The organism is Polaromonas sp. UBA4122, assembly GCA_002381615.1.
GTDB lineage: Bacteria > Pseudomonadota > Gammaproteobacteria > Burkholderiales > Burkholderiaceae_C > Polaromonas.
Map to the genome: position 1 here is coordinate 18,455 of DFWY01000010.1, position 26,741 is coordinate 45,195.

Here is a 26,741-nt window from a genome sequence, read left to right on the forward strand (position 1 = left end):
TGAAAAACAGGAACCTGATTCAATGACTACAAACCAAAAAACCAGAGTACTGGTGCTGGGCGTATCCGGCATGCTGGGCAACGCAGTGTTGCGCATTTTCGCGCAGAGCGAAGGCTATTCGGTGGTGGGCTCGGCCCGCTCGGCGGGTGTGCTGCGCCTGCTGCCGCCCGAGCTGCGCGAGCATGTGATCTGTGGGGTGGATGTAGAAAACGCAGACAGCCTCATGCGGCTATTCACGCTGGCCCGCCCCGACGTGGTGATTAACTGTGTTGGCCTGGTCAAGCAACTTGCTGAAGCCGACGACCCCTTGGCCGCCATTCCCATCAATGCGCTGCTGCCTCACAGGCTGGCCCGGCTTTGTGATGTGGCGGGTGCCCGCCTGATTCACATGAGCACTGACTGCGTGTTTGCCGGTACCCGGGGCATGTACCGTGAGCAAGACGTGTCGGATGCGCAAGATTTGTATGGCCGGAGCAAATACCTGGGTGAGGTGGACTATCCGCATGCAGTCACGCTGCGCACCTCGATCATTGGCCATGAACTTAGTAGTGCGCACGGCTTGGTTGGCTGGTTTCTGGCGCAACATGGGCCTGTAAAAGGCTTCAAACGCGCCATATTTTCAGGTCTGCCAACGGTAGAGCTGGCCCGTGTCATGCGCGACTTCGTGATCCCAAACGCCGATTTGCGGGGGCTCTATCATGTGTCTGCCGAGCCGATCAACAAGTTTGAGTTGCTGAAGCTGGTGGCACAGGCCTACGGCAAGTCCATAGACATCACGCCGGATGACAAGCTGGTGATTGACCGGTCGCTGGACTCCAGCCGCTTCCGCGAGATGACGGGTTACCAGCCGGCTGCCTGGCCAGAGTTGGTGCGCCGCATGCACGAATTTACTTGAATCAACATACAGAGAGGATGTCAGAGATGTTTAAAGACAAGGTACTGCTTATTACCGGCGGAACGGGCTCATTTGGCAACGCCGTGCTCAACCGTTTCTTGCATTCAGATTTTGCAGAAATTCGCATTTTCAGCCGCGACGAAAAAAAGCAGGAAGACATGCGTATCGCTCTGAAGAGCGACAAGCTCAAATTTTATATTGGTGATGTACGGGAGTACGACAGCGTGCATGATGCGCTGCGCGGTGTGGACTACGTGTTTCACGCGGCTGCGCTCAAGCAGGTGCCGTCGTGCGAGTTTTACCCAATGGAAGCAGTGCGTACCAATGTGCTCGGGGCTGAAAACGTGATGCGGGCGGCCATTGCCAACGAGGTGAAGCGCTGCGTGGTGCTCAGCACCGATAAGGCGGTGTATCCTATCAACGCCATGGGCATCTCCAAGGCCATGATGGAGAAGCTGATGGTGGCCAAGTCACGTTTGTGCGACCTGGGTAAAACGGTGCTGTCGGCAACGCGTTACGGCAATGTGATGGCCTCGCGCGGATCGGTGATTCCGCTATTTCTACAACAATTGCAGCAGGGCAAGCCACTCACCATTACCGACCCGAACATGACGCGGTTTTTGATGTCGCTTGAGGAGTCAGTGGACCTGGTTCTGTACGCGTTTGAACACGCACAGCCTGGTGATATCTTTGTACAGAAGGCCCCTGCATCCACAGTGGGTGACTTGGCGCAGGCTATGAAGGCGCTCCTGGGTAGCGCCAGCGACGTGAAAATCATCGGTACGCGGCATGGCGAAAAGTTGTACGAATCGCTGGTGTCGCGCGAAGAAATGGCCCGCGCAGATGACTTGGGGGGTTACTACCGGATTCCCGCCGATTCGCGCGACCTGAACTACGACAAGTATTTTGTCGAGGGGGAAACTGAAATTTCCAAAATTGACGACTACACCTCGCACAACACCCACCGTCTGAATGTCGAGCAGGTCAAGGCGGTGTTGATGAAGCTGGACATCATTCGCGAGGTCGTCCATGCGTAAGCTCAAGGTCATGACGATTGTGGGTACCCGGCCCGAGATCATCCGTCTGTCGCGCGTCATCGAAAAACTGGATCAGCATTGCGAGCATGTACTGGTGCATACCGGACAAAACTACGATTACGAGCTCAATGAGGTGTTTTTCAGCGATCTGGGTATTCGCAAGCCCGACGCTTTTCTGGAGGCTGCAGGCGCTACTGCCGCCGAAACTATAGGCCAAGTGATCATTGCGGCCGATAGGGTGATGCAAGAGCATGCGCCCGAGGCTTTGCTGCTGCTGGGCGACACCAACAGTTGCCTGGCCGCCATTTCAGCCAAGCGCCGCAAGATACCTATCTTCCACATGGAGGCAGGTAATCGCTGTTTTGATTTTCGGGTTCCAGAGGAAATAAACCGGCGCATTGTTGATCACACTTCAGATATCAACCTCACCTACAGCGATATTGCGCGGGAGTATCTGCTGCGTGAGGGGCTGCCACCCGATCAGATCATCAAGACGGGGAGCCCGATGCGCGAGGTGATTGAGTATTACCGTGCGGGAGCGGAGGCGTCTACCGTCCTGTCCCGCCTCGACTTGAGAGAGCACCAGTATTTTCTGGTCAGTTCTCACCGTGAAGAAAATGTGGACGCACCGGAAAACCTGCAGCGTTTGTTTAATGTGTTGAATGCCCTGGCGGAGCAGTTTGCCCTGCCAGTGATTGTTTCTACCCACCCACGCACCCGAAAGCGAATGGACGCCATGGGGCTCAGTGCCAACGCCTTGGTACAGTTCCACAAGCCTTTTGGTTTTCTTGATTACGTCCGGCTCCAAACGGGAGCTCGCGCGGTACTGTCAGACAGCGGCACGATCACGGAAGAATCTTCAATTCTTAACTTTCCGGCCCTGAATCTGCGCGAAGTGCAAGAGCGACCCGAAGGATTCGAAGAGGCTGCGGTCATGTTTGTGGGCATGGATGTTGACCGCGTGCTGCAGGGGCTGGACGTATTGGCGACCCAGCCACGCGGGGAACACCGCGCCTTGCGCATGGTGAATGACTATGCGCCAGACAACGTGTCAGACAAGATCGTGCGAATTATTCTGAGTTACACAGATTTTGTGAACAGAAAAGTCTGGCGCAAGGTGTAAATCCAGTCGGGGATATTTGGACATGATTCTCGTGACGGGGGCAACAGGCTTTGTCGGCGAAGCAGTGGTGCAGCGCTTGCTGGCTGAAGATCAGTCGCGGCGCGTGGTAGTTGCTGTGCGCCGGGATGGTCAGCAATGGCCAGCGCGCGCGCTGCCCCGAGTGACGGGTGACTTGGAACCCTCTACCGACTGGTCCGTTGCGCTTGGGGGCGTTTCTGCTGTTGTGCACTGTGCCGCGCGCGTGCATGTGATGGCTGATACGGCTGCAGACCCGCTGGATGAGTTTCGCCGCGTTAATGTGCAGGGCACCTTGAACCTGGCACGGCAGGCAGCCGCAGCCGGCGTGCGGCGTTTTGTGTTTGTCAGTTCCATCAAGGTCAATGGTGAGGCAACGCAGCCAGGATCTCCGTTCACGGCAGACGATGCGCCTGCGCCACTGGATGCCTATGGTGTGTCCAAGATGGAGGCCGAACAGGGCTTGCGCGAGATCGCCTTGCAAACAGGAATGGAAGTAGTCATCATCCGGCCGCCCTTGGTCTATGGCCCCGGAGTGAAGGCTAACTTTTCAGCCATGATGCGCTGGCTCAAACGCGGTGTGCCCTTGCCGCTGGGCGCCATTCATAACCAGCGAAGTCTGGTGGCGCTGGATAACCTGGTTGATTTGATCGTGACTTGCCTTACCCATCCCGCTGCAGCCAACCAGACCTTTCTGGTGTCCGATGGCGAAGATGTTTCCACCACGGAGCTATTGCGCCGCATGGGCCGGGCCATGGGCCGCCCGGCGCGTTTGATTCCTGTGCCGGCCAGCTGGCTGAAATTGGCGGCAGCCATGGTGGGCAAGCGGGATGTGGCCCAGCGCTTATGTGGGTCTTTGCAGGTGGATATTGAAAAAACCCGCCGGTTGTTGGGCTGGACTCCGCCGATTTCGATGGATGAGGGTTTGCGGCGGGCTGTAGCGGGCCTATGAGAATGGCTTTAATACGCGCTGTTTGGGGAGCCACCAGGGGCACGCAGCAGTGCATTTGCAAGATTCAGTTGTCAAGCTTTTTTAGGTCCCGGTAGAAATTTTCATGGGACCCGAAAGTGAGTAGTTTCAGGTAATCATCATCGAGAACGCGGTAGGCCAAAAGGCATAGCTGATTTGACAGCCAAAACTTGTAGATGCGTACCCTGAACAAATCACCGACCTTGGACTCCCCGATTTCCGGGTCTGTGCTGATAGCGAGCACGGCGCTATCCAGCTCGGCTTTCTGCGGCTTATGAAGTTTTTTCGTAGCCCTCACAAACGAGGCTGTGACGAGCAGCTTCATCAGCCGAACTGGTACTCGCCCATCACCTCTTCCTGATCAGCGATCAGGATCTCGCGAATCATGGCAAAAGGCAGATCTGGATTTTCTTCAGCGATTTTCCCGATTTGTGACCAATACTCGATCTGCTTTGGGATGGAGCGATGCTGCACGCCGCCGTAGCGGCGTGCTTGGTTAACCAGTGTTTCAGAAAGTTTGACGTTGATAGCCATGGCAGTCTTCAGATAAATATTGGATCATTCTAGTCCTAAAGGTTCCAAAAGGGGCCTTTTTGGTTAATTGGCGGGTCATATTCCAATTAATTTAAAGCTTTTGTGCCTATGGCCCTTGCTAGTAAAGCGTGAGTAGCTATTAAATTAATAGTAATTTCGCCCCATGGATTACCACGACCTGCGGTCTCACGATGACGGGAATGGGTTCGTAATGACGGCACTTTCGTCATTGCGAGGAGCGCAGCGACGCGGCAATCCACGGATTCATGGACTCTTTACAGCTTTGTCTATCGTGTGGTTAAATGTACGATTTGCAGTACTATTGCAAGGGGATCACGATGTCTCACATTAGCGCCAATGATTTGAAAACCAAAGGGGTGGCGGCCATAGAAGCCATGCTGTCCGAGCATTCCGAGGCGATTGTTTCGGTGCGGGGGAAGGATCGTTTCGTGGTGATGGATATTGCGCACTATCACCATCTGCGCGAATGCGAGCTGGATGCTGCGTTGGCACAAACCCGCGCTGATTTGGCGGCGGGGCGCTTTGTGCAGGAGTCTCCCGAGGCGCATTTGGCACGGCTTGATAAGCTGGCATGAGTTATAAGTTGGTTTTCACGGATGCCTACAACCGCCGCGCCGTGCGCTGGCTGAAACGGCATCCTTATTTGCGCCAGCAATACCTGAAAACCCTGCAACTACTGGAAGTAAACCCGTTTCATCCATCACTGCGCTTGCATGCGTTGAGTGGCAGACTGAAAGGGTTGCAGTCGATTTCGATCAACCTTAGCTACCGCATTACGCTGGAGCTGTTGATTCGCGATGAGCAGATCATTCCAATTAATGTCGGCGACCACGATGCGGTGTATTGAGCCATGGATTCGCAAACGGGCATGGATCGCCACGGCCTGCGGCGTCTCGATGACGAGGGAGCCTGCAACCTCGCTCAGGTTGGCATTGACACTGCTCGCGGGGTTTGATGCAAAATCGCCAACCGACATGATGACTGGAGCAAACATGAACAGGATTACCCTGGAGCCTGGGAAGCGGGGTGGCAGGCCATGCATACGTGGCCTGCGGATCACTGTGTATGACGTGCTGTCCATGTTGTCCAGCGGCACGCCGCAGCAGGAAATTCTGGAAGACTTTCCTGAGCTGGAACCAGAGGACATTTTGGCGGTGCTGGCCTTCGCGGCGGATCGTGAGCACAAGGTCTATTCGCTGGCTGTGCAATGAAGTTGTTGCTGGACGAAAACCTGTCCCGCCGGCTGATCCCGTTTCTCCAGCATGACTATCCCGGCAGTTCTCAGTGCTTCCCCAAGCGCCGGGGAAAACGCCTGACTTGCTCCTTGTCTGGCTTGCAAAAAGTCCTGGGGTCTCCATACCAGCCCTGGCGCAGGAACTTGGCAAGTCGGAAAGTGCCATCGATCGCACCATTCGGAAGCTTCGTGCCGATGGCAAGCTGGCTCGTATATCGGCCCTGCCAAGGGCGGTCACTGTAAAGTGCTTGAGGAATGAATGGGTTTTACGTGAAAAGATGGTTTGATCTGCTGCTGGCCTTGGCGGTGGCTGTAGTTTTGGCCGTGCCGGTGTTGTTGGTGGCGGTGCTGGTGCGGCTGACTTCTTCCGGGCCGGCTTTGTACTGGTCAGAGCGGGTTGGGCGCCAAAATAAAATTTTCAAAATGCCCAAGTTCCGTAGCATGCGGGTGGGTACGCCCGCTGTGGCCACGCATTTGCTGGCCGACCCCAAGGCGCACCTCACGCCGATTGGCAGCTTTTTGCGCAAGAGCAGTCTGGACGAGCTGCCTCAGCTGTGGAGCATTCTGGTGGGCGACATGAGTTTTGTGGGCCCCCGGCCTGCGCTTTTCAACCAGTATGATCTGATTGAACTGCGCACACAGCTTGGCGTGCATGAATTGGTGCCGGGGCTGACGGGCTGGGCGCAAATAAACGGGCGCGACGAGTTGCCCATACCCGACAAGGTGAAGCTGGATGTGGAGTACCAGCAGCGGCAGTCGCTGTGGTTTGACATTCGTATTCTCTGGCTCACTTTTGTAAAAGTGTTGCGTCGGGAGGGTGTTTCCCATTGACGCCGCTCGGTAGTAGAGAGGGTGCCGGCTTCCGGTGCAGCCATGGCGGGTTAGCGAGTAATAACAAGTAGAAGTAATACCGAGTAAATGATGAGGAAAGAAAACGCATGCTCATAAACCGGGCACTCTCGATCGCACATACACACGCACATTTAGATGCAGGTGAACATGCGTAGTCAAGTTCTCAACTGGCCGCGCGTGACCAAATTTCTGTTGGTCATGGCGCTTGATATTGTGATGGCCGTAACCGCCATGTGGATGGCGTTTTCCCTGCGGCTGGATATGCTGCACTGGCCTTCTGGCATGCAATGGGTGCCTTACGGGCTGGCGCCTGTGCTGGCCATCCCGGTGTTCATCAGATTCGGGCTCTACCGCGCCATCTTCCGGTACACCGGGCTGGCTGCTTTGGTGGCAACGGCGCAAGCAGTGGCGGTGTATGGGGTTTTGCTCTGCGTCCTGCTGCTATGGCACAAGTGGCCCGGCGTACCGCGCACCATCGGCTTGTTGCAGCCTCTTATTTTTCTGGTGCTGGTGGGCACCAGCCGCGCGCTGGCGCGTTTCTGGCTTTCTGACGCCGGCAGGTTGGCCCGGCAGGTGGAAGGGCGCTTGCTGATTTATGGCGCAGGTAGCGCAGGCGTGCAGACCGCCACGGCCATTGGCATTACCGGCCAGTACAAGCTGGTGGGTTTTATTGATGACGATGCGTCAAAAATCCGGCGCAGCATCAATGGTGCGCCGGTATTTGGCCCCGCCGAGATTCCGCAAATCGTGGCCAAGCATGAGGTCACTGACATATTGCTGGCCTTGCCCAGTGCCTCCAGGGAGCGCCGCAACAGCATTATTGAAAGTCTGCGCGGTCTGCCTGTGCATATCCGTACCTTGCCCGCCTGGGCCGACTTGGCCAGCGGCCGGGTCACGGTGCGTGATTTTCGCGATCTGGATGTGGAGGATTTGCTGGGCCGAATGCCCGTTCCGCCTGATGCTGATTTGCTGGCGCGTGACCTGATGGGTCGGGTGGTGCTGGTCACCGGGGCGGGAGGCAGCATCGGCAGCGAGTTGTGCCGCCAGATCGTGTTGCAGCAGCCTCGTCAGTTGTTGCTGGTTGAGCACAGTGAGTTTGCCCTTTACGCCATTCACCAGGAGCTTCAGACCCTGTGCGCTGCAGGGGAACTAAAAACCGAGTTGGTGCCGCTGCTGGGAAGCGTGCGTAACTATCCGCGCATGTCGGCCTTGTGCAAGCTATACAGCCCGGCCATTGTTTACCACGCGGCGGCTTACAAGCATGTGCCCATGGTAGAAGGCAATGCCGGTGAAGGCATTGCAAACAATGTGTATGGCACGCTTAATATTGCGCGGGCGGCGCTGGAGAACTCGGTGGCGCGCTTTGTTCTGATTTCCACCGACAAGGCGGTGCGGCCCACCAACATCATGGGCGCAAGCAAACGCATGGCCGAGCTGGTGCTGCAGGCGCTTGCGGGCGACCGTGCACCAGCCTTTATTGACGGGTTCACAGCGCCTGGTGGGCCTCAAGCCAACAGCACCTGCTTCACCATGGTCCGCTTCGGCAATGTGCTTGACTCCAGCGGCAGCGTGGTGCCACTGTTTCGCAGGCAGTTGGCCGAAGGTGGTCCGTTGACGGTGACCCACGCCGAAGTCACGCGTTATTTCATGACCATTCCCGAGGCGGCTCAACTGGTGTTGCAGGCCGGCGCCATGGCAGTGGGTGGGGACGTGTTTGTGCTCGACATGGGCGACCCGGTAAAGATACTGGATTTGGCCCGGCGCATGGTTGAACTGTCGGGCCTGACCGTACTCGAAGAGGGTGCGTCCATCGGCGATATCGCGATCCAGATCACCGGGTTGCGGCCGGGTGAAAAGCTCTATGAAGAGCTGCTGATTGGCGACAACCCCGAACCCACAGCGCACCCACGCATCATGAAAGCCCACGAGCCTTTCTTGCCCTGGGCTCAGCTGGCCCCCGAATTGCAGGCGCTTAGCGTGGCCGCGCAAGTCAACGATGTGCCAGCCATCAAGGCCATGCTCAAGCGCCACGTGCAGGGGTATCAGCCGAGTTGACGTTTCGAAGACCGCCTGGTTCGATACGCGCTGCGCGCCACTTGGGCCGACGGTTTCCCTCGACCGTTCACCCTGAGTAGGCCGATAGGCCGTATCGAAGGGGCGTTAGTCCGCGGTCAGCTTCCAATGCGCATGGGGCTCGCTAACCCGGAGGGAGTGGGAACTGCGCGGGGTCTGAGCATGACTCATGTTGTCGCTGGGCGAGTTGGTGTGTGCTGGCGTGCATGCGGCACAATTCACGGTTATTCATTCTTCATGTGCAAGGCGAGCCGCAATGACCAACCCTTCTTCCTCCCCCACCGATCCTGACCTCTCCCATGTCGGCCCGCGCGACAAGGCCGAAATTCTGGCGCAGGCGCTGCCCTACATTCGCAAGTTCCATGGCAAGACGCTGGTGATCAAGTACGGTGGCAACGCCATGACGGATCCGGCTTTGCAGGCCGATTTCGCCGAAGATGTGGTGCTGCTCAAGCTGGTGGGCATGAACCCCGTGGTGGTGCATGGCGGCGGCCCGCAGATTGAGGCGGCGCTGAACCGGCTGGGCAAGAAGGGGCAATTCATTCAGGGAATGCGCGTGACCGATGAAGAAACCATGGAAGTGGTGGAATGGGTGCTGGCGGGCCAGGTGCAGCAGGATATCGTGGGCCTGATCAACCAGGCCGGTGGCAAGGCGGTGGGCCTCACAGGACGTGACGGCGGCATGATCCGGGCGAAAAAGCTCAAAATGCTGGATAAAAACGATCCTTCCAAAGAGCACGACATCGGCTTTGTGGGCGATATCGTCAGCATAGACCCAGGCGTAGTCAAGGCGCTGCAAGACGATGCGTTTATTCCCGTCATCAGCCCGATTGGCTTTGGCGAAGAAAACGAAAGCTACAACATCAATGCTGACGTGGTGGCGGGCAAGCTGGCCATCGTGCTCAAGGCCGAAAAGCTGGTGCTGCTGACCAATACCCCCGGCGTGCTGAACAAGGCCGGCGAGCTGCTGATCGACCTGACGGCGCGCGAGATTGATGAGCTGTTTGCCGATGGCACGATTTCAGGCGGCATGCTGCCCAAAATCGAAGGTGCGCTGGATGCGGCCAAAAGCGGTGTCAACGCGGTCCACATCATCGACGGCCGGGTGCCCCATGCCATGCTGCTGGAGATTTTGACCGACCAGGCCTACGGGACCATGATCCGCTCGCATTAAGCTGGAGCAAGGCAGTCCGGGGTGTCAGCGACTGTTTGAGACCGCCCCTTGTTTTTTGGGTGTAGGTAGCTATTAAAAATATAGCAGTTGGTTTGGGCTTGGCCATCGCCGATGAAATTGCTCGTGTGCACCATTCGCAGCTAAAGTTGGACTATGCCAGCCCAAGAACAGGAACCTGCGGCCTGCGCGGTTTTCGGGTACGTCTCAGCTTATAGTTCAGTGGTGTGCAGCAAGTCATCCGGATCAGGATCACGACTTCTGCCACACGCTATGGGTGACAACCCGCACAACGCGCCTCCGGATTTGTCATTCGGCTGTGCGAGAATGATTTGCAACAAATCCAGGTTTTTTGAAACATTTTCATTCCTTGTCTATCGCCCTTATGTCCGAATTCGCGTCTGAACCCGAACTGAGTCCGCAGGCAGCGTCAGCTTCTGCCGAGCCCGTAGCGCGCAAGCGCCCCAAGCCGGGTGAGCGCCGGGTCCAGATTTTGCAGGCGCTGGCGGCCATGCTGGAGCAGCCGGGCGCAGAACGCATCACGACCTCGGCACTGGCGGCCAAACTTGACGTGAGCGAAGCGGCTCTTTATCGCCATTTCGCCAGCAAGGCGCAGATGTTCGAAGGGCTGATCGAGTTCATCGAGCAAAGCGTGTTCACGCTGGTCAACCAGATTGCCGAGCGTGAGACCGACCCCGCAGCGCGCACCCGCAAGCTGGTGGTCATGGTGCTGCAATTCGGCGAAAAGAACCCGGGCATGACGCGCGTGATGGTGGGCGATGCGCTGGTGTTTGAAAACGACCGGCTGCAAGAGCGCATGAACCAGTTCTTCGACAAGCTGGAGTCCAGCCTGAAACAAAGCCTGCGTGACGCTGCTGCCGCCGGGGCCGCCACTCCCACGGTGGACGCGCAGGTTCGCGCTTCAGTGATTGTGGCGTTCATGGTGGGCCGTTTGCAGCGCTTTGCCCGCTCGGGTTTCAAGCGCTTGCCGTCCGAGCACCTGGAAGCCAGCCTGGCCACCATTTTGGCTTGAGTCTGCCCTGATCCTGCCTGGGTCAAGGCGGTGGATGCTATAAAATTTGTAGTTGCCTGTGCCCGTCATTATTGGGTTACAGACATTTTTATTTGCATATTGAAAGTAAAAAAGGAAGCACCATGAAACTTGTTCGCTACGGCAACCCCGGAAAAGAAAAACCAGGCCTGATTGACGCTAACGGCAAGCTGCGTGATTTGAGCGCTGTCATCACCGACATCGGCCCCGACCAGCTCAGCGATACGGCGCTGGCCAAGCTGCGCAAACTCAAAGCCGACAAATTGCCGCTGGTCAGAGGCTCACCACGCCTGGGCAGCCCAATCACCGGCACCCGCAAGTTCATCGCCATCGGCCTGAACTATGCCGACCATGCGGCCGAGTCTGGCCTGCCCATTCCTGCCGAACCCGTCGTGTTCATGAAGGCCACGAGTTGTATCCAGGGCCCCAACGATCCGGTCATGCTGCCCAAAGGTTCCGTCAAGACCGACTGGGAGATCGAGCTCGGCGTGGTGATCGGTACGCGGGCCCGTTATGTCTCGCAAAAAGAGGCGCTCAACCATGTGGCCGGTTACTGCACCATCAACGACGTCAGTGAACGCGAGTTCCAGATCGAGCGTGGCGGCACTTGGGACAAGGGCAAGGGTTGCGATACCTTCGGCCCGCTCGGCCCCTGGCTGGTCACGCGCGACGACGTACCCAATCCGCAGAAACTCGGCATGTGGCTTGAAGTTAATGGCAAGCGCGTGCAAAACGGTTCTACCCGCACCATGATCTTCAGTGTGGCCAAGCTCATCAGCTATGTCAGCCAGTTCATGACGCTGGAGCCTGGCGATGTCATCACCACCGGCACGCCCCCAGGCGTGGGCATGGGCATGAAGCCGCCGGTGTACCTGAAAAAAGGCGACCAGATTGCACTCGGCATTGACGGCCTGGGTGAGCAACGGCAGGTGGTTGTGCCCTTCAAGCTCTGAGTCCCTGCGCCAGCCTCGGACTGGCGCCGCCACGGCGTCAGTCCAGCGTTACACCAGAGTCCCTGACCAGCTGGCCAAGGCGCACGGACTCCTTGTGCACCAGGTCGCCGAATTGCGCGGGCGTGCCGCCCACGACGGGCGTGCCCAGCGCTTCCCATTTCTTGCGGAACTCGGGTTCGCGAAAAATGAGATTGAGCGTTGTGTTGAGCTTGTCGATGATCGCAGCCGGCGTGCCTGCACGTACGGCGATGCCGTGCCAGCCCGTGAACTCGTAGCCGGGAATGCCGGCCTCAAGCATGGTCGGTACATCGGGCAGTAACGGGCTGCGTTTGGCCGACGTCACTGCGAGCGGCACCAGCTTGCCCGCCTGGATGTAGGGCAGCGAACTGCCCAGGATGTCGAACATCACGTTGACCTGGCCACCCAGCATGTCGTTGAGCGCAGGACCCGCGCCGCGGTAGGGAATGTGCGTCATTTTCACGTTCATCTGGCTGTTGAACAGCTCGCCCGCCAGATGCTGTGGCGTGCCGTTGCCCGCCGATGCAAAGCTCAGCGCTGACTTCGGCGCTTTGGCTGCGTCCACCAGTTCCCTGACGCTCTTGATGCCCAGCTTGGGACTCACCTCCAGCACCAGCGGGAACGACGAAATCTGGATCACCGGCGCCAAATCGGTGAGTGGATTGAAGGGCATGCTGTGGTACAGCGTGGCGTTTACCGCCATGGGCCCGCTGGCGGCCAGCAGCAGGCTGTAGCCGTCTGCGGGGGCTTGTCTGGCAACGTCGGCGCTTCCGAGGTTGCCGCCAGCGCCGCTCTTGTTTTCGATCACGATGGGCACGCCGAGTCGGGTATGCAGCTCGACCTGCAGCAGCCTGGCCATCAGATCGGTGGGGCCGCCAGGCGGGTAGGGCACGACAAAGCGGATCGGTTTGCCGGGATAGGCGTCTTGCGCCAGCGCAGGCAGTGCTGTAAACGTTGCCAGTGTGGTCAGTCCGAAGCTGATGGCGGCAAGGTTTTTTGCAAAGATGGATCGTTTCATCGGGTCTCCTTTTTTGGGGTCGTCAGTTGAATTTTTCTCAGTCGGCACAAAACTGTTCGCGGATCTGCTTCGCGCTGGCCAGTGGGTGTCCGAGGCAGGCTGCCGCCCTGGCCGCTTGTGCCACCAGCGCTGCGTTGTCTGGCGCGCGCTCGCCGTTGCTCAGGGTCATGTTGTTTTCGAAACCTACCCTCATGTGACCGCCTAGCGCCGCCGCCGCCATGACACAGGCGTTTTCGGTCGCGCCGAATGCGCACACGGCCCAGGGCTCGTCGCCGTCGTGTGCGTGCAGGAACGGCACGAGGTCGCGCGGGTCAGAGGTTTGCCGGGCGCTGTAACGTCCCAGCACGAACAACAGGGACCAGCGACCGTCGGGGATGACGCCCTTCGTGCGCAGCTGCTGCCAGCGCTGCAGATCTTTCACGTCGTACAGGATGACCTGTGTCATCACCCGCTCGCGCACCAGCCACGCGAAGAAATCGGCTAGGCCGGCTTCGCCGATGGCGGGTTGGTCAATCTCGCGCAGGCCTACTGAAACGGCCTCAGGCCGCAGGCTGCGCACCATGGCGATCTGCGCTGGCGCCTCATAGACGCGTGCTGCTTCGCTGGTGACCTGAAGCACCATGTCGTCGCCCACAGCGGCCCTGACGGCGGCCAGCGCTTCGCGGTAGCCCGCCACGTCGAGGCTGTGGCGCCCTGCGCTGTCGCGGATGTGCAGGTGCAGCATCGCGGCGCCCGCGTCAAGGCACTGGCGCGCTGTGGCGGCCAGGGTGGTTGGCGTGATCGGCAAGGCCGGATGGTCTGTGGGTTGTTTGTAGGCGCCATTGGGCGCCACGGTCAGGATTAGGGGAAGGGTGTTCATGGTGCAGTGCTGTCGTCGGTGTCAATGGGGGAAAGTTCGGCGGCCAGCAGCGTCAGGCCTGCGGCAAGGTAGCGAAAGCCGAAGCCGAATCGCACGGCTGCAGCCACATCTTCAGGTGTGGCAATGCCTTCGTCGATCATCGCAAAGGCTTCGCGAGCCAGCGCGTGCTGCAGGCGTTTGGCCAGAAAGCCCGGCTTGTTCTTACACACCAGCACCGGCACGCTGCCGCGATGCGGTCTGCGCGCCGCGCCAGTCCGAGGTGTCCTTTCAGCAACATTTGGCGGAGTTTAGGAGGTGGAGATTGCACCGTCAAACTGTTTTTTTACAGATAAACCGATTCGTTATGCGGATCAACTGGTCCATTCGCGAACTCGACGAGTTTTTGGTGTTGGCACGCACTCAGCTTTCGCCGCACCGCGGCGCAAGTGAACCTGTCGCAGTCGGCGGTCTCGGGTGTCATCACGCGTCTGGAGGCGTCGCTCGGGGTGCGTCGTCCTTTGGTCGAGCCTGACATTTCACGCCCCATAGGACTGGTGACCCGGCGCTATCGCAGCTTGTTGTTACCGGCCGCAGCCGCCTTGGTGGAATGCTGCGTGAAGAAATGGCACGGCTCGCACCACCACGCGGATCAGTGGCTAAGGGTACGCGCCGCACCTCGCCGTTTAGGTGTCGAGCCAGCACAAGCACAGGCCAGTGTTCTAGGGTAAACCCGCCAACCACTTAGAAGCTCTCCTCTAGAAATAAGTACGCTGCGTCACTCGATGGCCATCAATTTGCTGCAAAATAGCACGATCGTTCGTTTATTTTGTCTCAATGCCATGTCCGTTAGTGAACTTCCTGTCAAAACCGCTCGCCCCAAGTCCATGAGTGGGGCGGTGCCGAAAAGCCAGCACAAAGGCCAGCAGACCAAGGCGGCCATTGTGGACGCGGCTTTGGGGCTGGCCACGCAGATTGGCCTGGAAGGCCTGAGCATCGGTGCGCTGGCCGAGGTCATGCGCATGAGCAAGTCTGGCGTATTTGCCCATTTTGGTTCGCGCGAAGAGCTGCAGATTTCGGTGATCCGCGAATACCACGCCCGCTTCGAGGAAGAGGTGTTCTTTCCGGCCCTGCAACAGGCGCGGGGCTTGCCGCGGTTGCGCGCCATGTTTCACAACTGGATGATCCGCACCTCGGTCGAGATCGATTCGGGTTGCCTCTACATCAGCGGTGCTGTTGAATTCGACGACCGGCCCGGGCCGGTGCGTGACGCGCTGGCGGGCTCCGTGCGGACCTGGCTGGCCGCGATGTACCGCGCGGTGGTGCAGGCCAAGGAGGCCGGCCATTTGCGTGACGACGCCGACGAGCAGCAGATGGCCTTCGAGATTCATGGCCTCATTCTGGCGCTGCATTACGAGGCCCGCTTTCTGAAAAATCCCGGTTCCCTGGACCGGGCCAACACGGGTTTTGCCAACATCCTGGCGCGTTATGGCAGCAATGCCGCGCCTGCGCTGGCAGCGCCTGTCAGCTCTTCCACCCGTTCTCCCGCCAATTCTGCTTCGCCGAAGAAAGTCTCGGCGAAAGCAAACCCTTCCAAACCGGTTTAAAGCTAAAGGACCCTCCATGCCCCACTACAACCCACCGCTGCGCGACATGCAATTCGTCATGCACGAAGTGTTCAAGGTCACCGACGAGCTCAAGGCCTTGCCAGCGCACGCCGACATCGACGTTGAAACCATCAATGCGGTTCTTGAAGAAGGCGGAAAATTTGCGGTTGAAGTCATCTTTCCGCTCAATATCAGCGGCGACGAAGAGGGTTGCACGCTCGACAAGACCACCCATGAAGTCACCCCGCCCAAAGGTTTCAAGGAAGCCTATGCGCAATATGTGGAAGGCGGCTGGGCCGCGCTGAGTTGCGACCCTGAATACGGCGGCCAGGGCTTGCCCTTCCTGGTCAACCAGTGTTTTTACGAGATGATGAACTCGGCCAACCAGGCCTGGACCATGTACCCCGGCCTCTCGCACGGTGCCTATGAGGCGCTGCATGCCCATGGCACCGAAGAGCAGAAAAAGCTCTACCTGCCCAAGCTCACCAGCGGCGAATGGACCGGCACCATGTGCCTGACCGAGTCCCACTGCGGCACCGACCTGGGGCTGCTGCGCACCAAGGCCATTCCTTGTGACGCAAGCCAAGCCGACGGCAGCTACAAACTCACCGGCAACAAGATTTTCATCAGCGCTGGCGAGCATGACATGGCTGAAAACATCGTGCACCTGGTGCTGGCGCGCCTACCCGATGCACCGCAAGGCAGCAAAGGCATCAGCCTGTTTGCCGTGCCCAAATTCAACATCAACAAGGACGGCTCGCTGGGCGCGCGCAATGGCATTTACTGTGGCGGCCTGGAGCACAAAATGGGCATCCATGGCAACGCCACCTGCCAGATCGTGCTTGAAGACGCCGTCGGCACGATGGTGGGCGCGCCCAACAAGGGCCTGGCCGCGATGTTTGTGATGATGAACGCCGCGCGCCTGGGCGTGGGCAACCAGTCGCTGGGCCTGACCGAGGTGGCTTTCCAGAACGCGCTGGCCTATGCCAAGGACCGTATCCAGATGCGTTCGCTGACGGGCGTGAAAGCCAAGGACAAGCCCGCCGACCCGATCATCGTGCATCCCGACGTGCGCAAGATGCTGCTGACCGCCAAGGCCTACGCCGAAGGCGGCCGCGCGCTGGCGATTTATTGCACGCTGCTGCTGGACAAGGAGCTTCACCACCCGGACGAAAAAGTGCGCCAGGACTCGGCCGAAATCGTGGCGCTGCTCACGCCCATCGTCAAGGCCTTCACCACCGACAACGGGCACCTTGCCACCAACGCCTGCATGCAGGTCTTCGGCGGCCACGGCTACATCAAGGAATGGGGCATGGAACAGTTTGTGCGCGACAACCGCATCAACATGATTTATGAAGGCACCAACACCATACAGTCGCTCGACCTGCTGGGCCGCAAGATTCTGGGCAACAACGGCGCCACGCTGAAAAAATTCGGCAAGCTGATTGGTGCGCTGATTGCGGAAGAAGGCGTAAACGAAAAAATGGCCGAGTTCATCAACCCGCTGGCTACCCTGGCCGACCAGATGACCAAATTCACGACTGAGCTCGGCTTCAAGGGTTTGCAGAATCCCGACGAGGTGGGCGCCGCCGCGGTGGACTACCTGCGGGTGGCCGGCCACTTGGTGTTTGGCTACTTCTGGGCGTGCATGGCGCAAGTCGCGCTGCGCGAGGTGGCTGCTGGAAATCCCGACAAGTTCTATGTCGCCAAGTTGCAGACGGCGCGCTTTTACTTCGCCAAGCTGTTCCCGGAAACCGCGATGCTCATGCGCACGGCACGTAGCGGCAGCCGGTGCTTGATGGAAACCGATCAGGCGCTGGCCTGATATTTAAAGCCTTTTAGTATGGGAGACCATATGAGACGTGCGCTGACAGCTATTATTTTAGGAGCGATTGCGCTGCCTGCTCTGGCCCAGAGTACGCCGGTGGGTTTGTGGCGCAACTCCGACGACAAAACGGGCGAGGCCAAAGCCGAGATTCGCATCGTGGAGACGGCGGGTGGGCTGAGCGGAAAAATTGAAAAACGTCTGCTCAAAACCGCCAAGCCGGATGACCTTTGCACCGAGTGCAGCGATGACCGAAAGGACAAGCCGATGCTTGGCCTCGAAATTATCCGCGGCGCAAAAAAGGCGCAAGACCGTGAGGTGTGGGAGGGCGGCAAGATTCTGGACCCGGAAAACGGCCGCAACTACACCTTGAGAATAACGCCCATTGAGGACGGAAAAAAACTTGAAGTCAGGGGCTCCTTCGGGCCTTTCGGACGGACCCAGACCTGGGTTCGCCTTCAGTAATTCAGACCTTCGAAGAAAGAAATCCATGTCGCGTTTTCAAGTAAAAAAAGTCGCCGTGCTCGGCGCTGGCGTGATGGGCGCGCAAATCGCCGCCCATCTGGTGAATTGCAGGGTGCCGGTGGTGCTGTTTGATCTGCCTGCAAAAGAGGGCCCAAAAAATGGCATCGTCATCAAGGCGATTGAAGGCCTGAAAAAGCTCAAGCCTGCGCCGCTGGGCGTGGTGGACGACGCGGGCCTGATCCAGCAGGCCAACTACGAAGAGGATATGGAGCAGCTCCTGGAGTGCGACCTGATCATCGAGGCCATTGCCGAACGCATGGACTGGAAGACCGACCTGTACCACAAGATCGCCCCCTTCATTGCTGAAGGCGCCATCGTTGCCAGCAACACTTCTGGCCTGTCGATCACCACACTGAGTCAGGCGCTGCCCGGGTCCATCAAGCCGCGTTTCTGCGGCATCCATTTCTTCAACCCGCCGCGCTACATGGCGCTGGTCGAGCTGATCAACACGCCGACCACCGAGCCCAGGGTGCTGGACGACCTGGAAGCCTTTGTGACCAGCGCGCTGGGCAAGGGCGTGATCCGCGCACACGACACGCCCAACTTCATCGCCAATCGTGTCGGCATCGCCGGCATGCTGGCCACCATCAAGGAGGCCGAAACCTTTGGCCTGAGCTATGACGTGGTCGATGACCTGACGGGCAAGAAGCTGGGCCGTGCCAGCTCGGGTACCTTTCGCACCGCCGACGTGGTCGGTCTGGACACGATGGCGCACGTCATCAAAACGCTGCAGGACAACCTGGGGCCCGACAAAGTGCCCGATCCGTTTTCGGACATGTATGGCACACCGCCCGTGCTCGCCAGGCTGCTCGAAGCCAAGAGCCTGGGCCAGAAGACGGGTGCCGGTTTCTACAAAAAGCAGGGCCACGACATACTGCGTCTGGACCCTGAAAGCATGGAGTACGTGGCCGGCGGCGCCAAGGCCGACGACGTGGTCGGCCGTATGCTGAAAAAGCCAGCCGGTGAGCGCCTCAAGCTGCTGCGTGAAGCGCAAGGCGCTGAAGCCCGCTTCCTGTGGGCCGTTTTGCGCGACCAGTTTCACTATGCCGCCGTACACCTGGAAAGTATTGCCGAAACCGCCCGCGACATCGACTTTGCCATGCGCTGGGGCTTTGGTGCCAGGCAGGGCCCGTTCGAGTTGTGGCAACAGGCCGGCTGGCTGCAGGTGGCGACCTGGATCAAGGAAGACATTGACGCGGGCAAGGCCTTGGCCAAAGCCCCGCTGCCGGACTGGGTGCTCAAGGGCCCAGTGGCGGAGGCTGGCGGCGTGCATACCGCGGAGGGCTCGTGGAGTGCCTCGGCAAAAAAATTCATTCCCCGTCGCAGCCTGCCGGTCTATGCGCGCCAGCTTTTTCCTGAAAACGTGCTGGGCGCCCAAGCGCCAGCCTTTGAAACGGCGGGAACGACCCTGCACGAAGATGATTCCATTCGCCTGTGGACGCTTGATGGCGACCAAAATGATGTGCTGATCGCCAGCATCAAGACCAAAATGCACGCCATCAACCCCGATGTGACGGAGGGCCTGGCCTTGGGCGTGGAGCTGGCCGAGAAAAGCTACAAGGGCATGGTGATCTGGTCCAACGACGAAATGTTCTCGGCTGGTGCCGACCTGCAAGCCATGTTGCCCGCCTTCATGATGGGCGGCGCCAAGGCGATTGAAGGCGCCGAGGCCGAGTTGCAGAATGTGATGCTCAAGCTGCGTTATGCCGCCGTACCGGTGGTGTCGGCCATTCGTGGGCTGGCGCTGGGCGGTGGCTGCGAAATGGCGGTGTATTCGGCCAGGCGCGTTGCCGCCATGGAAAGCTACATCGGTCTGGTCGAGGTGGGTGTCGGCCTGGTGCCCGGCGGCGGCGGCCTGGCCTACATCGCGCGCCGTGCCGCTGAAAACGCTGCCACTTCAACCGGCAAGGACCTGTTGCCTTTCCTGACGGAAGGCTTTAGCGCAGCTGCCATGGCCAAGGTCGGGACCGGCGCCCTTGACAGCCGCAAGATCGGCTACCTGCTCGACAGCGATGTGATCGTGCCGAACAAGGACGAACTGCTGTTCGTGGCGCTCAATGAAGCGCGCTCAATGTTCAATTCCGGCTACCGCGCGCCGCACAAGCGGCCCTTCCCGGTGGTGGGGCGCAACGGGCTGGCTACCATCAAGGGGCAGCTGGTCAACATGCGTGACGGCGGTTTTATCAGCGCATACGACTATCACATTGCCAGCCTGATCGCCAACGTGGTCTGCGGTGGCGACGTGGATGCCGGCACGCTGGTGACGGAAGAGTATGTGATGACGCTGGAACGCCAGGCCTTCGGCTCGCTGCTTGAGCACCCGAAGACGCAGGAACGCATCATGGGCATGATGAGCACCGGCAAACCCGTACGCAACTAAATGGCCGATCAATACGACAGGACTGTGCCATGAGCCTTGACCACTCACCCAACCGGCTCGAGCGCCAACTGGCCCGGCTATCCGAAGTGCCGGCATTTGTGCGCCCCTGGTTTCGCAGTGTGGTGTTGCGCCGCGCCGTGGTATAAGAGACAGCGGCAGGCCTTAGCTTCCTGCAGATGACCGCCGACAGCGTGGAAATCGGTATCAGGAACGAGAAGAAAGTCCAGAACCACATCGGTGGCGTGCATGCGTCGGCCATGAACCTGCTGGCAGAAACCGCCACCGGCATGGTGGTGGGCATGAATGTGCGCGATGACTGCATTCCGCTGGTCAAGGAACTGAAGATGGCGTTCAGGAAGCGTGCGACCGGCTCACTGCGGGCCGTGGCCACCTTGAGTGCTGAGCAGCGCGCGGCCATGCAGGTCAGCGACAAGGGCGAGGTCAATGTGTCGGTCACGGTAACCGATGAGGCCGGCGTGAACCCGGTCAAGTGTGAATTTGTCTGGGCATGGATACCCTCCGGCTCCCGAAAATTGACCAGCTAAAGAGCTAAAGAATTAAAGGAATTTCATCATGGCCAAACAAGTCCAGGAAGCCTATATCGTTGCCGCCACGCGCACGCCCATCGGGCGCTCGCACAGGGGTTTTTTCCGCAATACCCGTCCTGACGATCTGCTGGTCAAAGTCTTGCAGGCCGCGCTGGCACAAGTGCCTACGCTGGACCCCAAAGCCATTGAGGACATCATTTGCGGCTGCGCGATTCCCGAAGGCCCGCAGGGCTTGAACGTTGCCCGTATCGGCGCCGTGCTGGCCGGCTTGCCCACCAGTGTGGGCGGCATCACTGTCAACCGTTTTTGCGCGTCGGGGCTGTCCGCCGTGCAAATGGCCGCGGACCGTATCCGGGTTGGTGAAGCCGATGTGATGATCGCGGCCGGTACCGAAAGCATGAGCATGGTGCCGATGTCGGGCAACTCCCCGTCGCTGTCACCCGCCATGTTTGCCAACGACGAGAACGTCGGCATCGCCTACGGCATGGGCCTGACCGCCGAAAAGGTGGCGCAGCAATGGAAGGTCTCGCGTGAGGCGCAGGACCAGTTTGCCTACGAGTCCCACATGAAGGCGCTCAGGGCGCAACAGACGGGCGAGTTCAAGGATGAAATCACCCCGGTGGAAGTGACCGATCGCAGCGCCAATCTGGAAACCGGTGAAGTCATTGCCAAAACCCGTACCGTGAGCCTTGACGAAGGCGCGCGCCCCGACACCACGGTGGAAGGTCTTGCCAGACTCAAGACCCCGTTCGCGGCGCGCGGCTCGGTGACGGCGGGCAACAGCTCGCAAACCTCCGACGGCGCCGGTGCGTTGATTCTGGCCAGCGAAAAAGCCGTCAAGGAATTCGGATTGACCCCGCTCGCGCGTTTTGTCAGTTTTGCCGCCAAAGGCGTGCCGCCCCACCTCATGGGCATCGGCCCCATCGAAGCCATTCCCGCGGCGTTGCGTCATGCCGGTCTGAAACTTGATGACATCGACTGGTTCGAGCTGAACGAAGCGTTTGCTGCGCAGTCACTGGCGGTGATCAACACGCTGGACTTGAACGCGGCCAAGGTCAACCCCATGGGCGGCGCGATTGCGCTGGGCCATCCGCTGGGTGCCACCGGTGCGATTCGCGCGGCCACCGTGATCCATGCGCTGCATCGTCATCAATTGAAGTACGGCATGGTGACGATGTGTATCGGGATGGGCCAGGGCGCTGCCGGTATCTTTGAGCGGGTCTGAGGGGCGCGCGCCAGGTTTTGATGAAAGGTTGAGCCACGAAGAGGTATCCTTTATCCTTATGACTACAACCCTCCAGACCCCTTTAGAAATTCTCACCCACGCTGACGCTGGCGTGATGACCCTCACGCTGAACCGCGTGGGCAAGAAGAACTCCATCACCTCCGCCATGTACGGTGCCATGGCAGAGGCGCTGGAGTCGGCCAATCACGACCCTGCCGTGCGCGTGGTGGTGATCCAGGGCCATGAAAGCATTTTTTCAGCGGGTAACGACATCGGTGATTTTTTGAACAATCCGCCGTCCACGCCGGATGCGCCGGTGTTCTGCTTTCTGCGCGGCATCAGCACCTTTCCCAAGCCCATTGTTGCTGCGGTGTGCGGCCCGGCTGTCGGCATAGGCACCACGATGCTGCTGCACTGCGACCTGGTGTATGCGGGTGACAACGCGGCGTTTTCCATGCCGTTTGTCAACCTGGGCCTGTGCCCAGAAGCGGCATCGAGTTTTCTGGTGCCGCAGCTGATGGGCTACCCTCGTGCCGCAGAAGCCCTGCTGCTGGGCGAGCCCTTCATGGCCGAAACCGCGCTGGATATGGGCCTTATCAACCGCATCGTGCCGCCCGCCGAGGCCAACGCGCTGGCCCAAAGGCAGGCGCTCAAGCTGGCGGCCAAACCGCTCAGTGCCCTGATTGAAACCAAACGCCTCATGAAAAAGGGCACCACCGGTATCGTGGCTGAACGCATGGCCGAAGAGGGCGCCAGCTTCGGCCGTATGCTGCAGGAGCCCGCCGCGCGCGAAGCGTTCACGGCGTTCATGGAAAGGCGCAAGCCTGAGTTCTCCCGAGTTTGAGGGGTAAATTGGCGTTTAGCCCATATGTGACGGGCGTAAGAAGCTATTAATTTGATAGTATTCTGGAGGCATCATGGATGCATCCGGTTTCAAGGGAAGCCCCCTGTCCATCACCGGAGCCTCGCGTGACATCGGCCGCAGCGGCCAGGGCCATGCAAACCTTCGCCTGATCACCGGGCTGGCCGAGTCCCATCGGCCAGCAGCAGTTCATTCGGTCCTTCCCAACCGGCTGGCGACTGAAATGCGCGGAGCCGGTCCTCCATCTCGGCCCACGCGGCCTCTTGCGCTTCCGGATCGAGGTTGCCCAGAATCTGCATGATCGGTGAGGCAGAAGTGCGTACAAAGGCCAAGTACTCCTTGACTGACGGCAGCCGGAACGGCGCGGAGATTCGGGTTGTGGTGATGTCTGTGAATTCCGCCTTGCGGTACAACTCGTCTAGCAGTCCCGGCTTTCCCAGGCTCAGCAAGTTGCCTGGCTGAAACGGATCGCGCGGCGGCAGGCCAGCATGCCGGAGTGCCGTTGCCATCAGGATGCCAATGCACGGGTTGTATTGCGGCTCGGAGAATACCAGTACGGTGACATGCGCGCCCGGTTTCACTGCGCGCTGAGCCTGCCGCAGCGCCCACAACGGGTCAGGGAAGAAACTGAGGCCGAGCCGACACACGGCGGCGTCGAAGCTTGCCTCCTCAACGTTCAGCTCCTCGGCATCGCAGACCCGGGTCTCAACATGGGTCAGCCCGGCACGAAGCGCATGGTCTTTCGCGAACTGCAAGATACATTCTGAAATGTCAGTGGCCAGCACATAGCCGGCGGGGCCAACCCGCCGAGCGATGTCAAGCGTCTGGTCACCCGCACCGGCGGCGATGTCGAGCACCCGCATGCCCACGGTGATGCGCGCCGCATCCAGCATGGCCGCCGTTGCCTCCGCGAGCCAGGCATGAATATTCTGGGTTTGACTGTTCCACCCACTGGCTGACTTCTCCCACGCCAGCCGGGTGGCCGCCTTGAGCTGTTCGGGGCTGAATGTGGTCATGAAACCTCCAGTGGGAAAATTGGAAACCTATCACTCTGATGCCAAACGGATGGCCGCGCAAGCGCCCCACCTGCTCTGGGTTGACCAAGGACAACCCGGATGCGAAACCGGGCTCAACGCCCGACCCTGCGACATGCGCCCCCGTCACCTTTGCTACGGAGCCTGTCGTCGAAGCAAGCGCGCAAGCCTGCTGAAGTCCAGCGCACCAGGCACTTATGATGCGCTCATGCTGCAGTACCTGATTACGCTTGTCGGACGTCTCGGACAATGGGGTTACCTCGTCATCTTTCTTGGTGCGATGCTGGAATCAGCCGCGTTTCTTGGCCTGCTTATTCCTGGTGAAAGTCTTGTGCTCATGGCTGGCTTTTTTGCTGCCCAGGGATCGTTCTCCCTCGACGTGCTGATTCTTGTCGTTGCCATTGGGGCCGCGGTGGGAGACAGCATCGGTTATGAAATGGGCCGCTGGATGGGTCGTCCTGCACTAATGCAATACGGCAGTCGATTGGGTCTGACTGAGGCGCGCGTGGGCAAGGCGGATGCTTTCTTTGCGCGGCATGGCAGCAAAACCGTGTTTCTGGGACGCTTCGTCGGCTTTGCCCGAGCCTTGGTGCCATTCCTGGCTGGTTCGTCCCAAATGCCTTATCGGAAGTTCTTGCCCTATAACGTTGCCGGCGCTGTCCTTTGGGCGTCTGCCGTCACGCTGCTGGGGTACTTCCTCGGCGCTGGCTGGCAAAAAGCCGAGCGGTGGATTGGCCGGGCCAGCGCCCTGCTTGGCGGCATATTGGTAGTCGCGCTGTTGCTGGTCTGGCTAGGGCGCTGGGCGGTACATCATGAGACGGCAATCAAGCGAGCCTGGAATCGTTTTCTTCAGCGACCACGCGTCCATGCGCTACGCGTTCGCTTTGCGCCTCAGATTGCTTTCATGCAAGCCAGGCTTTCCCCGCGCAGTTATCTTGGGCTTCAGCTCACGACAGGTGCAGGGGTACTGATTGGCGCCAGCTGGTTATTTGGCGGGATTGCCCAAGACGTTGTCAGCGGTGATCCGCTGACCGTCGTCGACGGGCAGGTGGCGCAATGGTTCCACGCACACGCCGCACCGCTTGTGACCCAGGCAATGCTGGCAATTACGCACCTCCACGACCCCATCGCCGTCACCGCAGCCGCCGTGCTGATGGCCGTCTATCTGGCCTGGAGGAGGAGCTGGTATTGGTTGATCTGTCTGGGCGTCACCGTACCGTCCGGGATGCTGCTCAATGTCTTGATGAAGTATGCCTTTCACCGCACCCGCCCGAACTTCGATAACCCGCTCCTGGTGCTGCAGTCGTACAGCTTCCCCAGCGGTCATGCGGCTGGCGCCACCTTGTTTTATGGCGTAGTGGCTGCGATGCTGGTATCGAGGACCAACGCCTGGCGCTGGCGCGTGACGATAGGGCTTGCTGCGATCACGATGGTGGCGCTGGTGGCGCTTACCCGCGTATATCTTGGCGTTCACTACCTGAGCGATGTGCTTGCCGGTTTTGCCGAAGGCCTCGCATGGCTGACGCTGTGTCTTACGGGCATACATACCTATTGGGCGCATCGCCTTTGGGCGCGCAGCCACAAATGAAGGAACAGGCGTGTTGGCTGATTCGCCGAGGCTGAAAAAGGTGAGCAGGGTAGAAAAGCAGCTATCAACAATGTGTACTTTCAGCGGCTTTATTTTTACAAAGCAACCGCTTGCTAAAAATATCGTCTTTTGCTATGGTCTGTCCCCATGGACCAAGCTGCTGCGCGCACCCACTCCGCCTCTCACGCGCCCGCCATCGCTGCAAAGCGGCCGCGTGGCCGTCCCCGCAAAACGGCTGACGAGCGTGACGACGGTAACCGGCGGGTGGAACTGGTCAACGCTGCCGCCAGGCTGTTTCGCAAGAAGGGTTTTGACGCCACCAGCACGCGCGATATTGCAGCCGCCGTGGGCATGCACAGCGGCTCGCCTTTTTATCACTTCAAAAGCAAGGGGGCGCTGCTTTACGCCGTGATGGACGAAGGCATGCGTTCGGCCATAGCCCGGCAGAGCGCGGCCCTGCAGGCCGCCGCACCCTCCGCGCCCGGCGCAGCGGCCTTGCTGCGCGTGCTGATCCGCAATCATTTCGATGTGCTGCTGGGTCCTGGCAGCGATTTCATTCCCGTGATGCTTTATGAGTCGCGGTCCATCACGGCCAGGCAGCGTGCGTCGCTGGCCAAGCTGCAGGGCGACTACGAAGCCGTCTGGGAGCCCGTGCTCAAGGCCTTGAGCCAGGCAGGCCAGATCAAAGGCCCTGTCAAACTGGCGCGCCTGCTGATCTTTGGTGCGCTCAACTGGTCGGTGCAATGGTTTGACGCCAGGAAGGATGCGTCTCTGGACGATCTGGCTGATGCGGCCATGGCGCTTTTTGTGCAGGCTCCGTCACCGGCACGACAATGACAACCATGACCCAAGCTTTGACCCCACGCCCACAGACATCCCCAGCCCTTGAATTTGAAGAAGAGTTCGTCGCCGGCCTGAAAAGTATTTTTGAAGAGAAAATTGTTTTCAACCAGTTGCTGGGCCTGAAGATCACATCGCTTAAGGCCGAGCGGGTCACGGCGCGCATCGACATGCGGCACGAACTCGTGGGCCACTATGCCTACAACCGCATTCACGGCGGCGTCATCAGTGCCGGGCTGGACGCCATGGGCGGGCTCGCGGTGATGGCGGCCATTGGCGCACGCCACATGGACGAAGCGCCCTTGCAACGGTTGCAGCGCTTTATCAAGCTCGGCACGATTGACCTGCGGGTCGACTATCTGCGCCCGGGCATCAGTGAGTACTTTGAACTGCGGGCCGAAGTGCTTCGATTGGGCTCGCGGGTGGCGAGCACGCGCATGGAGTTTTTGGGCGCTGACGGCAAGCTTTTTTCCACCGCTGCCGCCGCTTACATCGTTTCGTAGTTGG

General features: G+C 59.4%; 28 protein-coding genes and 2 pseudogenes. 24 read left to right on the top strand and 6 right to left on the bottom strand.

Translation table 11 applies throughout. The features are described 5' to 3' along the window. The first annotated feature begins 22 nt into the window (after window positions 1-22). Genes B3F77_RS01615 through B3F77_RS01630 form a run of 4 tightly spaced genes read left to right on the top strand, consistent with a single transcriptional unit; the run spans window position 23 to window position 4,022 of the window. Window positions 23-895 carry a dTDP-4-dehydrorhamnose reductase family protein gene (locus tag B3F77_RS01615; RefSeq protein ID WP_293603265.1) on the top strand — a complete coding sequence of 291 codons (873 nt, stop codon included), beginning with the start codon at window positions 23-25 and terminating at the stop codon, window positions 893-895. A gap of 26 nt (window positions 896-921) precedes the next feature. Beyond that, window positions 922-1,932 (top strand): polysaccharide biosynthesis protein, encoded by a 1,011-nt coding sequence (locus B3F77_RS01620; protein ID WP_293603266.1) that lies wholly within the window; start codon window positions 922-924, stop codon window positions 1,930-1,932. Then, complete coding sequence (gene wecB, locus B3F77_RS01625; protein WP_293603267.1) at window positions 1,925-3,055, top strand: non-hydrolyzing UDP-N-acetylglucosamine 2-epimerase; 1,131 nt, start codon at window positions 1,925-1,927, stop codon at window positions 3,053-3,055. Before B3F77_RS01620 ends, wecB begins: the two co-directional genes overlap by 8 nt. Window positions 3,056-3,077: 22 nt before the next feature. Continuing rightward, complete coding sequence (locus B3F77_RS01630) at window positions 3,078-4,022, top strand: UDP-glucose 4-epimerase family protein (RefSeq protein ID WP_293603268.1); 945 nt, start codon at window positions 3,078-3,080, stop codon at window positions 4,020-4,022. Between the two features lie 64 nt (window positions 4,023-4,086). On the opposite strand, the gene B3F77_RS01635 is transcribed toward B3F77_RS01630, so the two are convergent. Next, the gene (locus B3F77_RS01635) at window positions 4,087-4,365 is read right to left on the bottom strand and encodes a type II toxin-antitoxin system RelE/ParE family toxin (protein WP_293603269.1); all 279 of its coding nucleotides are present in this window, start codon (window positions 4,363-4,365) and stop codon (window positions 4,087-4,089) included. Then, window positions 4,365-4,574 carry a TA system antitoxin ParD family protein gene (locus B3F77_RS01640; protein WP_293603270.1) on the bottom strand — a complete coding sequence of 70 codons (210 nt, stop codon included), beginning with the start codon at window positions 4,572-4,574 and terminating at the stop codon, window positions 4,365-4,367. Before B3F77_RS01640 ends, B3F77_RS01635 begins: the two co-directional genes overlap by 1 nt. 302 nt (window positions 4,575-4,876) lie before the next feature. Between B3F77_RS01640 and B3F77_RS01645 the strand changes: the two genes are divergently transcribed. The 9 genes from B3F77_RS01645 (at window position 4,877) to B3F77_RS01685 (ending at window position 11,929) form a co-directional block, all read left to right on the top strand. After that, a complete protein-coding gene (locus B3F77_RS01645; RefSeq protein ID WP_293603271.1) occupies window positions 4,877-5,170 on the top strand; it encodes a hypothetical protein in 294 nt (97 codons plus the stop codon). Next, complete coding sequence (locus B3F77_RS01650; RefSeq protein WP_293603272.1) at window positions 5,167-5,442, top strand: type II toxin-antitoxin system YafQ family toxin; 276 nt, start codon at window positions 5,167-5,169, stop codon at window positions 5,440-5,442. The genes B3F77_RS01645 and B3F77_RS01650 overlap by 4 nt, the downstream gene beginning before the upstream one ends. 145 nt (window positions 5,443-5,587) lie before the next feature. Continuing rightward, window positions 5,588-5,806: a DUF433 domain-containing protein gene (locus B3F77_RS01655; RefSeq protein ID WP_293603273.1), complete on the top strand. Its 219-nt coding sequence runs from the start codon at window positions 5,588-5,590 to the stop codon at window positions 5,804-5,806. A 73-nt stretch (window positions 5,807-5,879) separates the two neighbouring features. Beyond that, window positions 5,880-6,116 carry an HTH domain-containing protein gene (locus B3F77_RS01660; RefSeq protein WP_293603274.1) on the top strand — a complete coding sequence of 79 codons (237 nt, stop codon included), beginning with the start codon at window positions 5,880-5,882 and terminating at the stop codon, window positions 6,114-6,116. Beyond that, window positions 6,100-6,660 carry a sugar transferase gene (locus B3F77_RS01665; RefSeq protein WP_293603275.1) on the top strand — a complete coding sequence of 187 codons (561 nt, stop codon included), beginning with the start codon at window positions 6,100-6,102 and terminating at the stop codon, window positions 6,658-6,660. Before B3F77_RS01660 ends, B3F77_RS01665 begins: the two co-directional genes overlap by 17 nt. A gap of 168 nt (window positions 6,661-6,828) precedes the next feature. Further along, window positions 6,829-8,736, top strand: a complete 1,908-nt coding sequence (locus tag B3F77_RS01670) for a polysaccharide biosynthesis protein (RefSeq protein WP_293603276.1) — start codon at window positions 6,829-6,831, stop codon at window positions 8,734-8,736. 274 nt (window positions 8,737-9,010) lie between these two features. Then, complete coding sequence (argB, locus tag B3F77_RS01675; protein ID WP_293603277.1) at window positions 9,011-9,928, top strand: acetylglutamate kinase; 918 nt, start codon at window positions 9,011-9,013, stop codon at window positions 9,926-9,928. Between the two features lie 382 nt (window positions 9,929-10,310). Further along, complete coding sequence (gene slmA, locus B3F77_RS01680) at window positions 10,311-10,958, top strand: nucleoid occlusion factor SlmA (RefSeq protein WP_293603302.1); 648 nt, start codon at window positions 10,311-10,313, stop codon at window positions 10,956-10,958. Between the two features lie 122 nt (window positions 10,959-11,080). Beyond that, complete coding sequence (locus B3F77_RS01685; protein ID WP_293603278.1) at window positions 11,081-11,929, top strand: fumarylacetoacetate hydrolase family protein; 849 nt, start codon at window positions 11,081-11,083, stop codon at window positions 11,927-11,929. Between the two features lie 37 nt (window positions 11,930-11,966). On the opposite strand, the gene B3F77_RS01690 is transcribed toward B3F77_RS01685, so the two are convergent. The 3 genes and pseudogenes from B3F77_RS01690 to B3F77_RS01700 form a co-directional block, all read right to left on the bottom strand. Continuing rightward, complete coding sequence (locus B3F77_RS01690; protein ID WP_293603279.1) at window positions 11,967-12,965, bottom strand: Bug family tripartite tricarboxylate transporter substrate binding protein; 999 nt, start codon at window positions 12,963-12,965, stop codon at window positions 11,967-11,969. Between the two features lie 37 nt (window positions 12,966-13,002). Then, a complete protein-coding gene (locus B3F77_RS01695) occupies window positions 13,003-13,824 on the bottom strand; it encodes a 3-keto-5-aminohexanoate cleavage protein (protein WP_293603280.1) in 822 nt (273 codons plus the stop codon). 47 nt (window positions 13,825-13,871) lie between these two features. Beyond that, window positions 13,872-14,051: pseudogene (locus tag B3F77_RS01700) on the bottom strand (3-hydroxyacyl-CoA dehydrogenase family protein); the annotation flags it as partial. A 198-nt stretch (window positions 14,052-14,249) separates the two neighbouring features. On the opposite strand from B3F77_RS01700, the gene B3F77_RS20870 reads away from it, so the two are divergent. The 8 genes and pseudogenes from B3F77_RS20870 to B3F77_RS01740 all read left to right on the top strand — a co-directional run bounded on the left by B3F77_RS20870 (window position 14,250) and on the right by B3F77_RS01740 (window position 22,754). Beyond that, window positions 14,250-14,531, top strand: a complete 282-nt coding sequence (locus tag B3F77_RS20870; protein WP_414702940.1) for a helix-turn-helix domain-containing protein — start codon at window positions 14,250-14,252, stop codon at window positions 14,529-14,531. Between the two features lie 111 nt (window positions 14,532-14,642). After that, complete coding sequence (locus B3F77_RS01710; RefSeq protein ID WP_293603281.1) at window positions 14,643-15,407, top strand: TetR/AcrR family transcriptional regulator; 765 nt, start codon at window positions 14,643-14,645, stop codon at window positions 15,405-15,407. Between the two features lie 16 nt (window positions 15,408-15,423). Then, the gene (locus B3F77_RS01715) at window positions 15,424-17,232 is read left to right on the top strand and encodes an acyl-CoA dehydrogenase C-terminal domain-containing protein (protein ID WP_293603282.1); all 1,809 of its coding nucleotides are present in this window, start codon (window positions 15,424-15,426) and stop codon (window positions 17,230-17,232) included. A gap of 30 nt (window positions 17,233-17,262) precedes the next feature. After that, on the top strand, window positions 17,263-17,697 hold the full coding sequence (locus B3F77_RS01720) for a DUF2147 domain-containing protein (RefSeq protein WP_293603283.1): 435 nt from the start codon (window positions 17,263-17,265) through the stop codon (window positions 17,695-17,697). A 25-nt stretch (window positions 17,698-17,722) separates the two neighbouring features. Beyond that, a complete protein-coding gene (locus B3F77_RS01725; RefSeq protein WP_293603284.1) occupies window positions 17,723-20,137 on the top strand; it encodes a 3-hydroxyacyl-CoA dehydrogenase/enoyl-CoA hydratase family protein in 2,415 nt (804 codons plus the stop codon). Window positions 20,138-20,166: 29 nt separating this feature from the next. Then, window positions 20,167-20,682 (top strand): annotated as a pseudogene (locus B3F77_RS01730) (DUF4442 domain-containing protein). Window positions 20,683-20,710: 28 nt separating this feature from the next. Next, window positions 20,711-21,910 carry an acetyl-CoA C-acyltransferase gene (locus B3F77_RS01735; RefSeq protein ID WP_293603285.1) on the top strand — a complete coding sequence of 400 codons (1,200 nt, stop codon included), beginning with the start codon at window positions 20,711-20,713 and terminating at the stop codon, window positions 21,908-21,910. Window positions 21,911-21,968: 58 nt separating this feature from the next. Continuing rightward, window positions 21,969-22,754 carry an enoyl-CoA hydratase gene (locus tag B3F77_RS01740; RefSeq protein WP_293603286.1) on the top strand — a complete coding sequence of 262 codons (786 nt, stop codon included), beginning with the start codon at window positions 21,969-21,971 and terminating at the stop codon, window positions 22,752-22,754. 170 nt (window positions 22,755-22,924) lie between these two features. Here B3F77_RS01740 and B3F77_RS01745 read toward each other — a convergent pair whose 3' ends face one another. Then, entirely contained in the window at window positions 22,925-23,788 is an 864-nt protein-coding gene (locus B3F77_RS01745; protein WP_293603287.1) for a class I SAM-dependent methyltransferase, read from the bottom strand. A 226-nt stretch (window positions 23,789-24,014) separates the two neighbouring features. Here B3F77_RS01745 and B3F77_RS01750 point away from each other — a divergent pair, with 226 nt between their 5' ends. The 3 genes from B3F77_RS01750 to B3F77_RS01760 all read left to right on the top strand — a co-directional run bounded on the left by B3F77_RS01750 (window position 24,015) and on the right by B3F77_RS01760 (window position 26,737). Further along, window positions 24,015-25,394 (top strand): bifunctional DedA family/phosphatase PAP2 family protein, encoded by a 1,380-nt coding sequence (locus tag B3F77_RS01750; protein WP_293603288.1) that lies wholly within the window; start codon window positions 24,015-24,017, stop codon window positions 25,392-25,394. 147 nt (window positions 25,395-25,541) lie between these two features. Further along, on the top strand, window positions 25,542-26,231 hold the full coding sequence (locus B3F77_RS01755) for a TetR/AcrR family transcriptional regulator (RefSeq protein ID WP_293603289.1): 690 nt from the start codon (window positions 25,542-25,544) through the stop codon (window positions 26,229-26,231). A gap of 5 nt (window positions 26,232-26,236) precedes the next feature. Next, window positions 26,237-26,737 (top strand): thioesterase family protein, encoded by a 501-nt coding sequence (locus B3F77_RS01760; protein WP_293603290.1) that lies wholly within the window; start codon window positions 26,237-26,239, stop codon window positions 26,735-26,737. Window positions 26,738-26,741 lie beyond the last annotated feature (4 nt).

Coding starts and splice junctions, on each gene's coding strand:
- B3F77_RS01690 (WP_293603279.1), bottom strand. CDS start 12,965: ATGAAACGATCCATCTTTGCAAAAAACCTTGCCGCCATCAGCTTCGGA.
- B3F77_RS01760 (WP_293603290.1), top strand. CDS start 26,237: ATGACCCAAGCTTTGACCCCACGCCCACAGACATCCCCAGCCCTTGAA.
- B3F77_RS01630 (WP_293603268.1), top strand. CDS start 3,078: ATGATTCTCGTGACGGGGGCAACAGGCTTTGTCGGCGAAGCAGTGGTG.
- slmA (WP_293603302.1), top strand. CDS start 10,311: ATGTCCGAATTCGCGTCTGAACCCGAACTGAGTCCGCAGGCAGCGTCA.
- wecB (WP_293603267.1), top strand. CDS start 1,925: ATGCGTAAGCTCAAGGTCATGACGATTGTGGGTACCCGGCCCGAGATC.
- B3F77_RS01755 (WP_293603289.1), top strand. CDS start 25,542: ATGGACCAAGCTGCTGCGCGCACCCACTCCGCCTCTCACGCGCCCGCC.
- B3F77_RS01695 (WP_293603280.1), bottom strand. CDS start 13,824: ATGAACACCCTTCCCCTAATCCTGACCGTGGCGCCCAATGGCGCCTAC.
- B3F77_RS01725 (WP_293603284.1), top strand. CDS start 17,723: ATGTCGCGTTTTCAAGTAAAAAAAGTCGCCGTGCTCGGCGCTGGCGTG.
- B3F77_RS01615 (WP_293603265.1), top strand. CDS start 23: ATGACTACAAACCAAAAAACCAGAGTACTGGTGCTGGGCGTATCCGGC.
- B3F77_RS01750 (WP_293603288.1), top strand. CDS start 24,015: ATGCTGCAGTACCTGATTACGCTTGTCGGACGTCTCGGACAATGGGGT.
- B3F77_RS01710 (WP_293603281.1), top strand. CDS start 14,643: ATGTCCGTTAGTGAACTTCCTGTCAAAACCGCTCGCCCCAAGTCCATG.
- B3F77_RS01715 (WP_293603282.1), top strand. CDS start 15,424: ATGCCCCACTACAACCCACCGCTGCGCGACATGCAATTCGTCATGCAC.
- B3F77_RS01635 (WP_293603269.1), bottom strand. CDS start 4,365: ATGAAGCTGCTCGTCACAGCCTCGTTTGTGAGGGCTACGAAAAAACTT.
- B3F77_RS01685 (WP_293603278.1), top strand. CDS start 11,081: ATGAAACTTGTTCGCTACGGCAACCCCGGAAAAGAAAAACCAGGCCTG.
- B3F77_RS01670 (WP_293603276.1), top strand. CDS start 6,829: ATGCGTAGTCAAGTTCTCAACTGGCCGCGCGTGACCAAATTTCTGTTG.
- B3F77_RS01620 (WP_293603266.1), top strand. CDS start 922: ATGTTTAAAGACAAGGTACTGCTTATTACCGGCGGAACGGGCTCATTT.
- B3F77_RS01740 (WP_293603286.1), top strand. CDS start 21,969: ATGACTACAACCCTCCAGACCCCTTTAGAAATTCTCACCCACGCTGAC.
- B3F77_RS01645 (WP_293603271.1), top strand. CDS start 4,877: ATGTACGATTTGCAGTACTATTGCAAGGGGATCACGATGTCTCACATT.
- argB (WP_293603277.1), top strand. CDS start 9,011: ATGACCAACCCTTCTTCCTCCCCCACCGATCCTGACCTCTCCCATGTC.
- B3F77_RS01720 (WP_293603283.1), top strand. CDS start 17,263: ATGAGACGTGCGCTGACAGCTATTATTTTAGGAGCGATTGCGCTGCCT.
- B3F77_RS01735 (WP_293603285.1), top strand. CDS start 20,711: ATGGCCAAACAAGTCCAGGAAGCCTATATCGTTGCCGCCACGCGCACG.
- B3F77_RS01655 (WP_293603273.1), top strand. CDS start 5,588: ATGAACAGGATTACCCTGGAGCCTGGGAAGCGGGGTGGCAGGCCATGC.
- B3F77_RS01745 (WP_293603287.1), bottom strand. CDS start 23,788: ATGACCACATTCAGCCCCGAACAGCTCAAGGCGGCCACCCGGCTGGCG.
- B3F77_RS01640 (WP_293603270.1), bottom strand. CDS start 4,574: ATGGCTATCAACGTCAAACTTTCTGAAACACTGGTTAACCAAGCACGC.
- B3F77_RS01650 (WP_293603272.1), top strand. CDS start 5,167: ATGAGTTATAAGTTGGTTTTCACGGATGCCTACAACCGCCGCGCCGTG.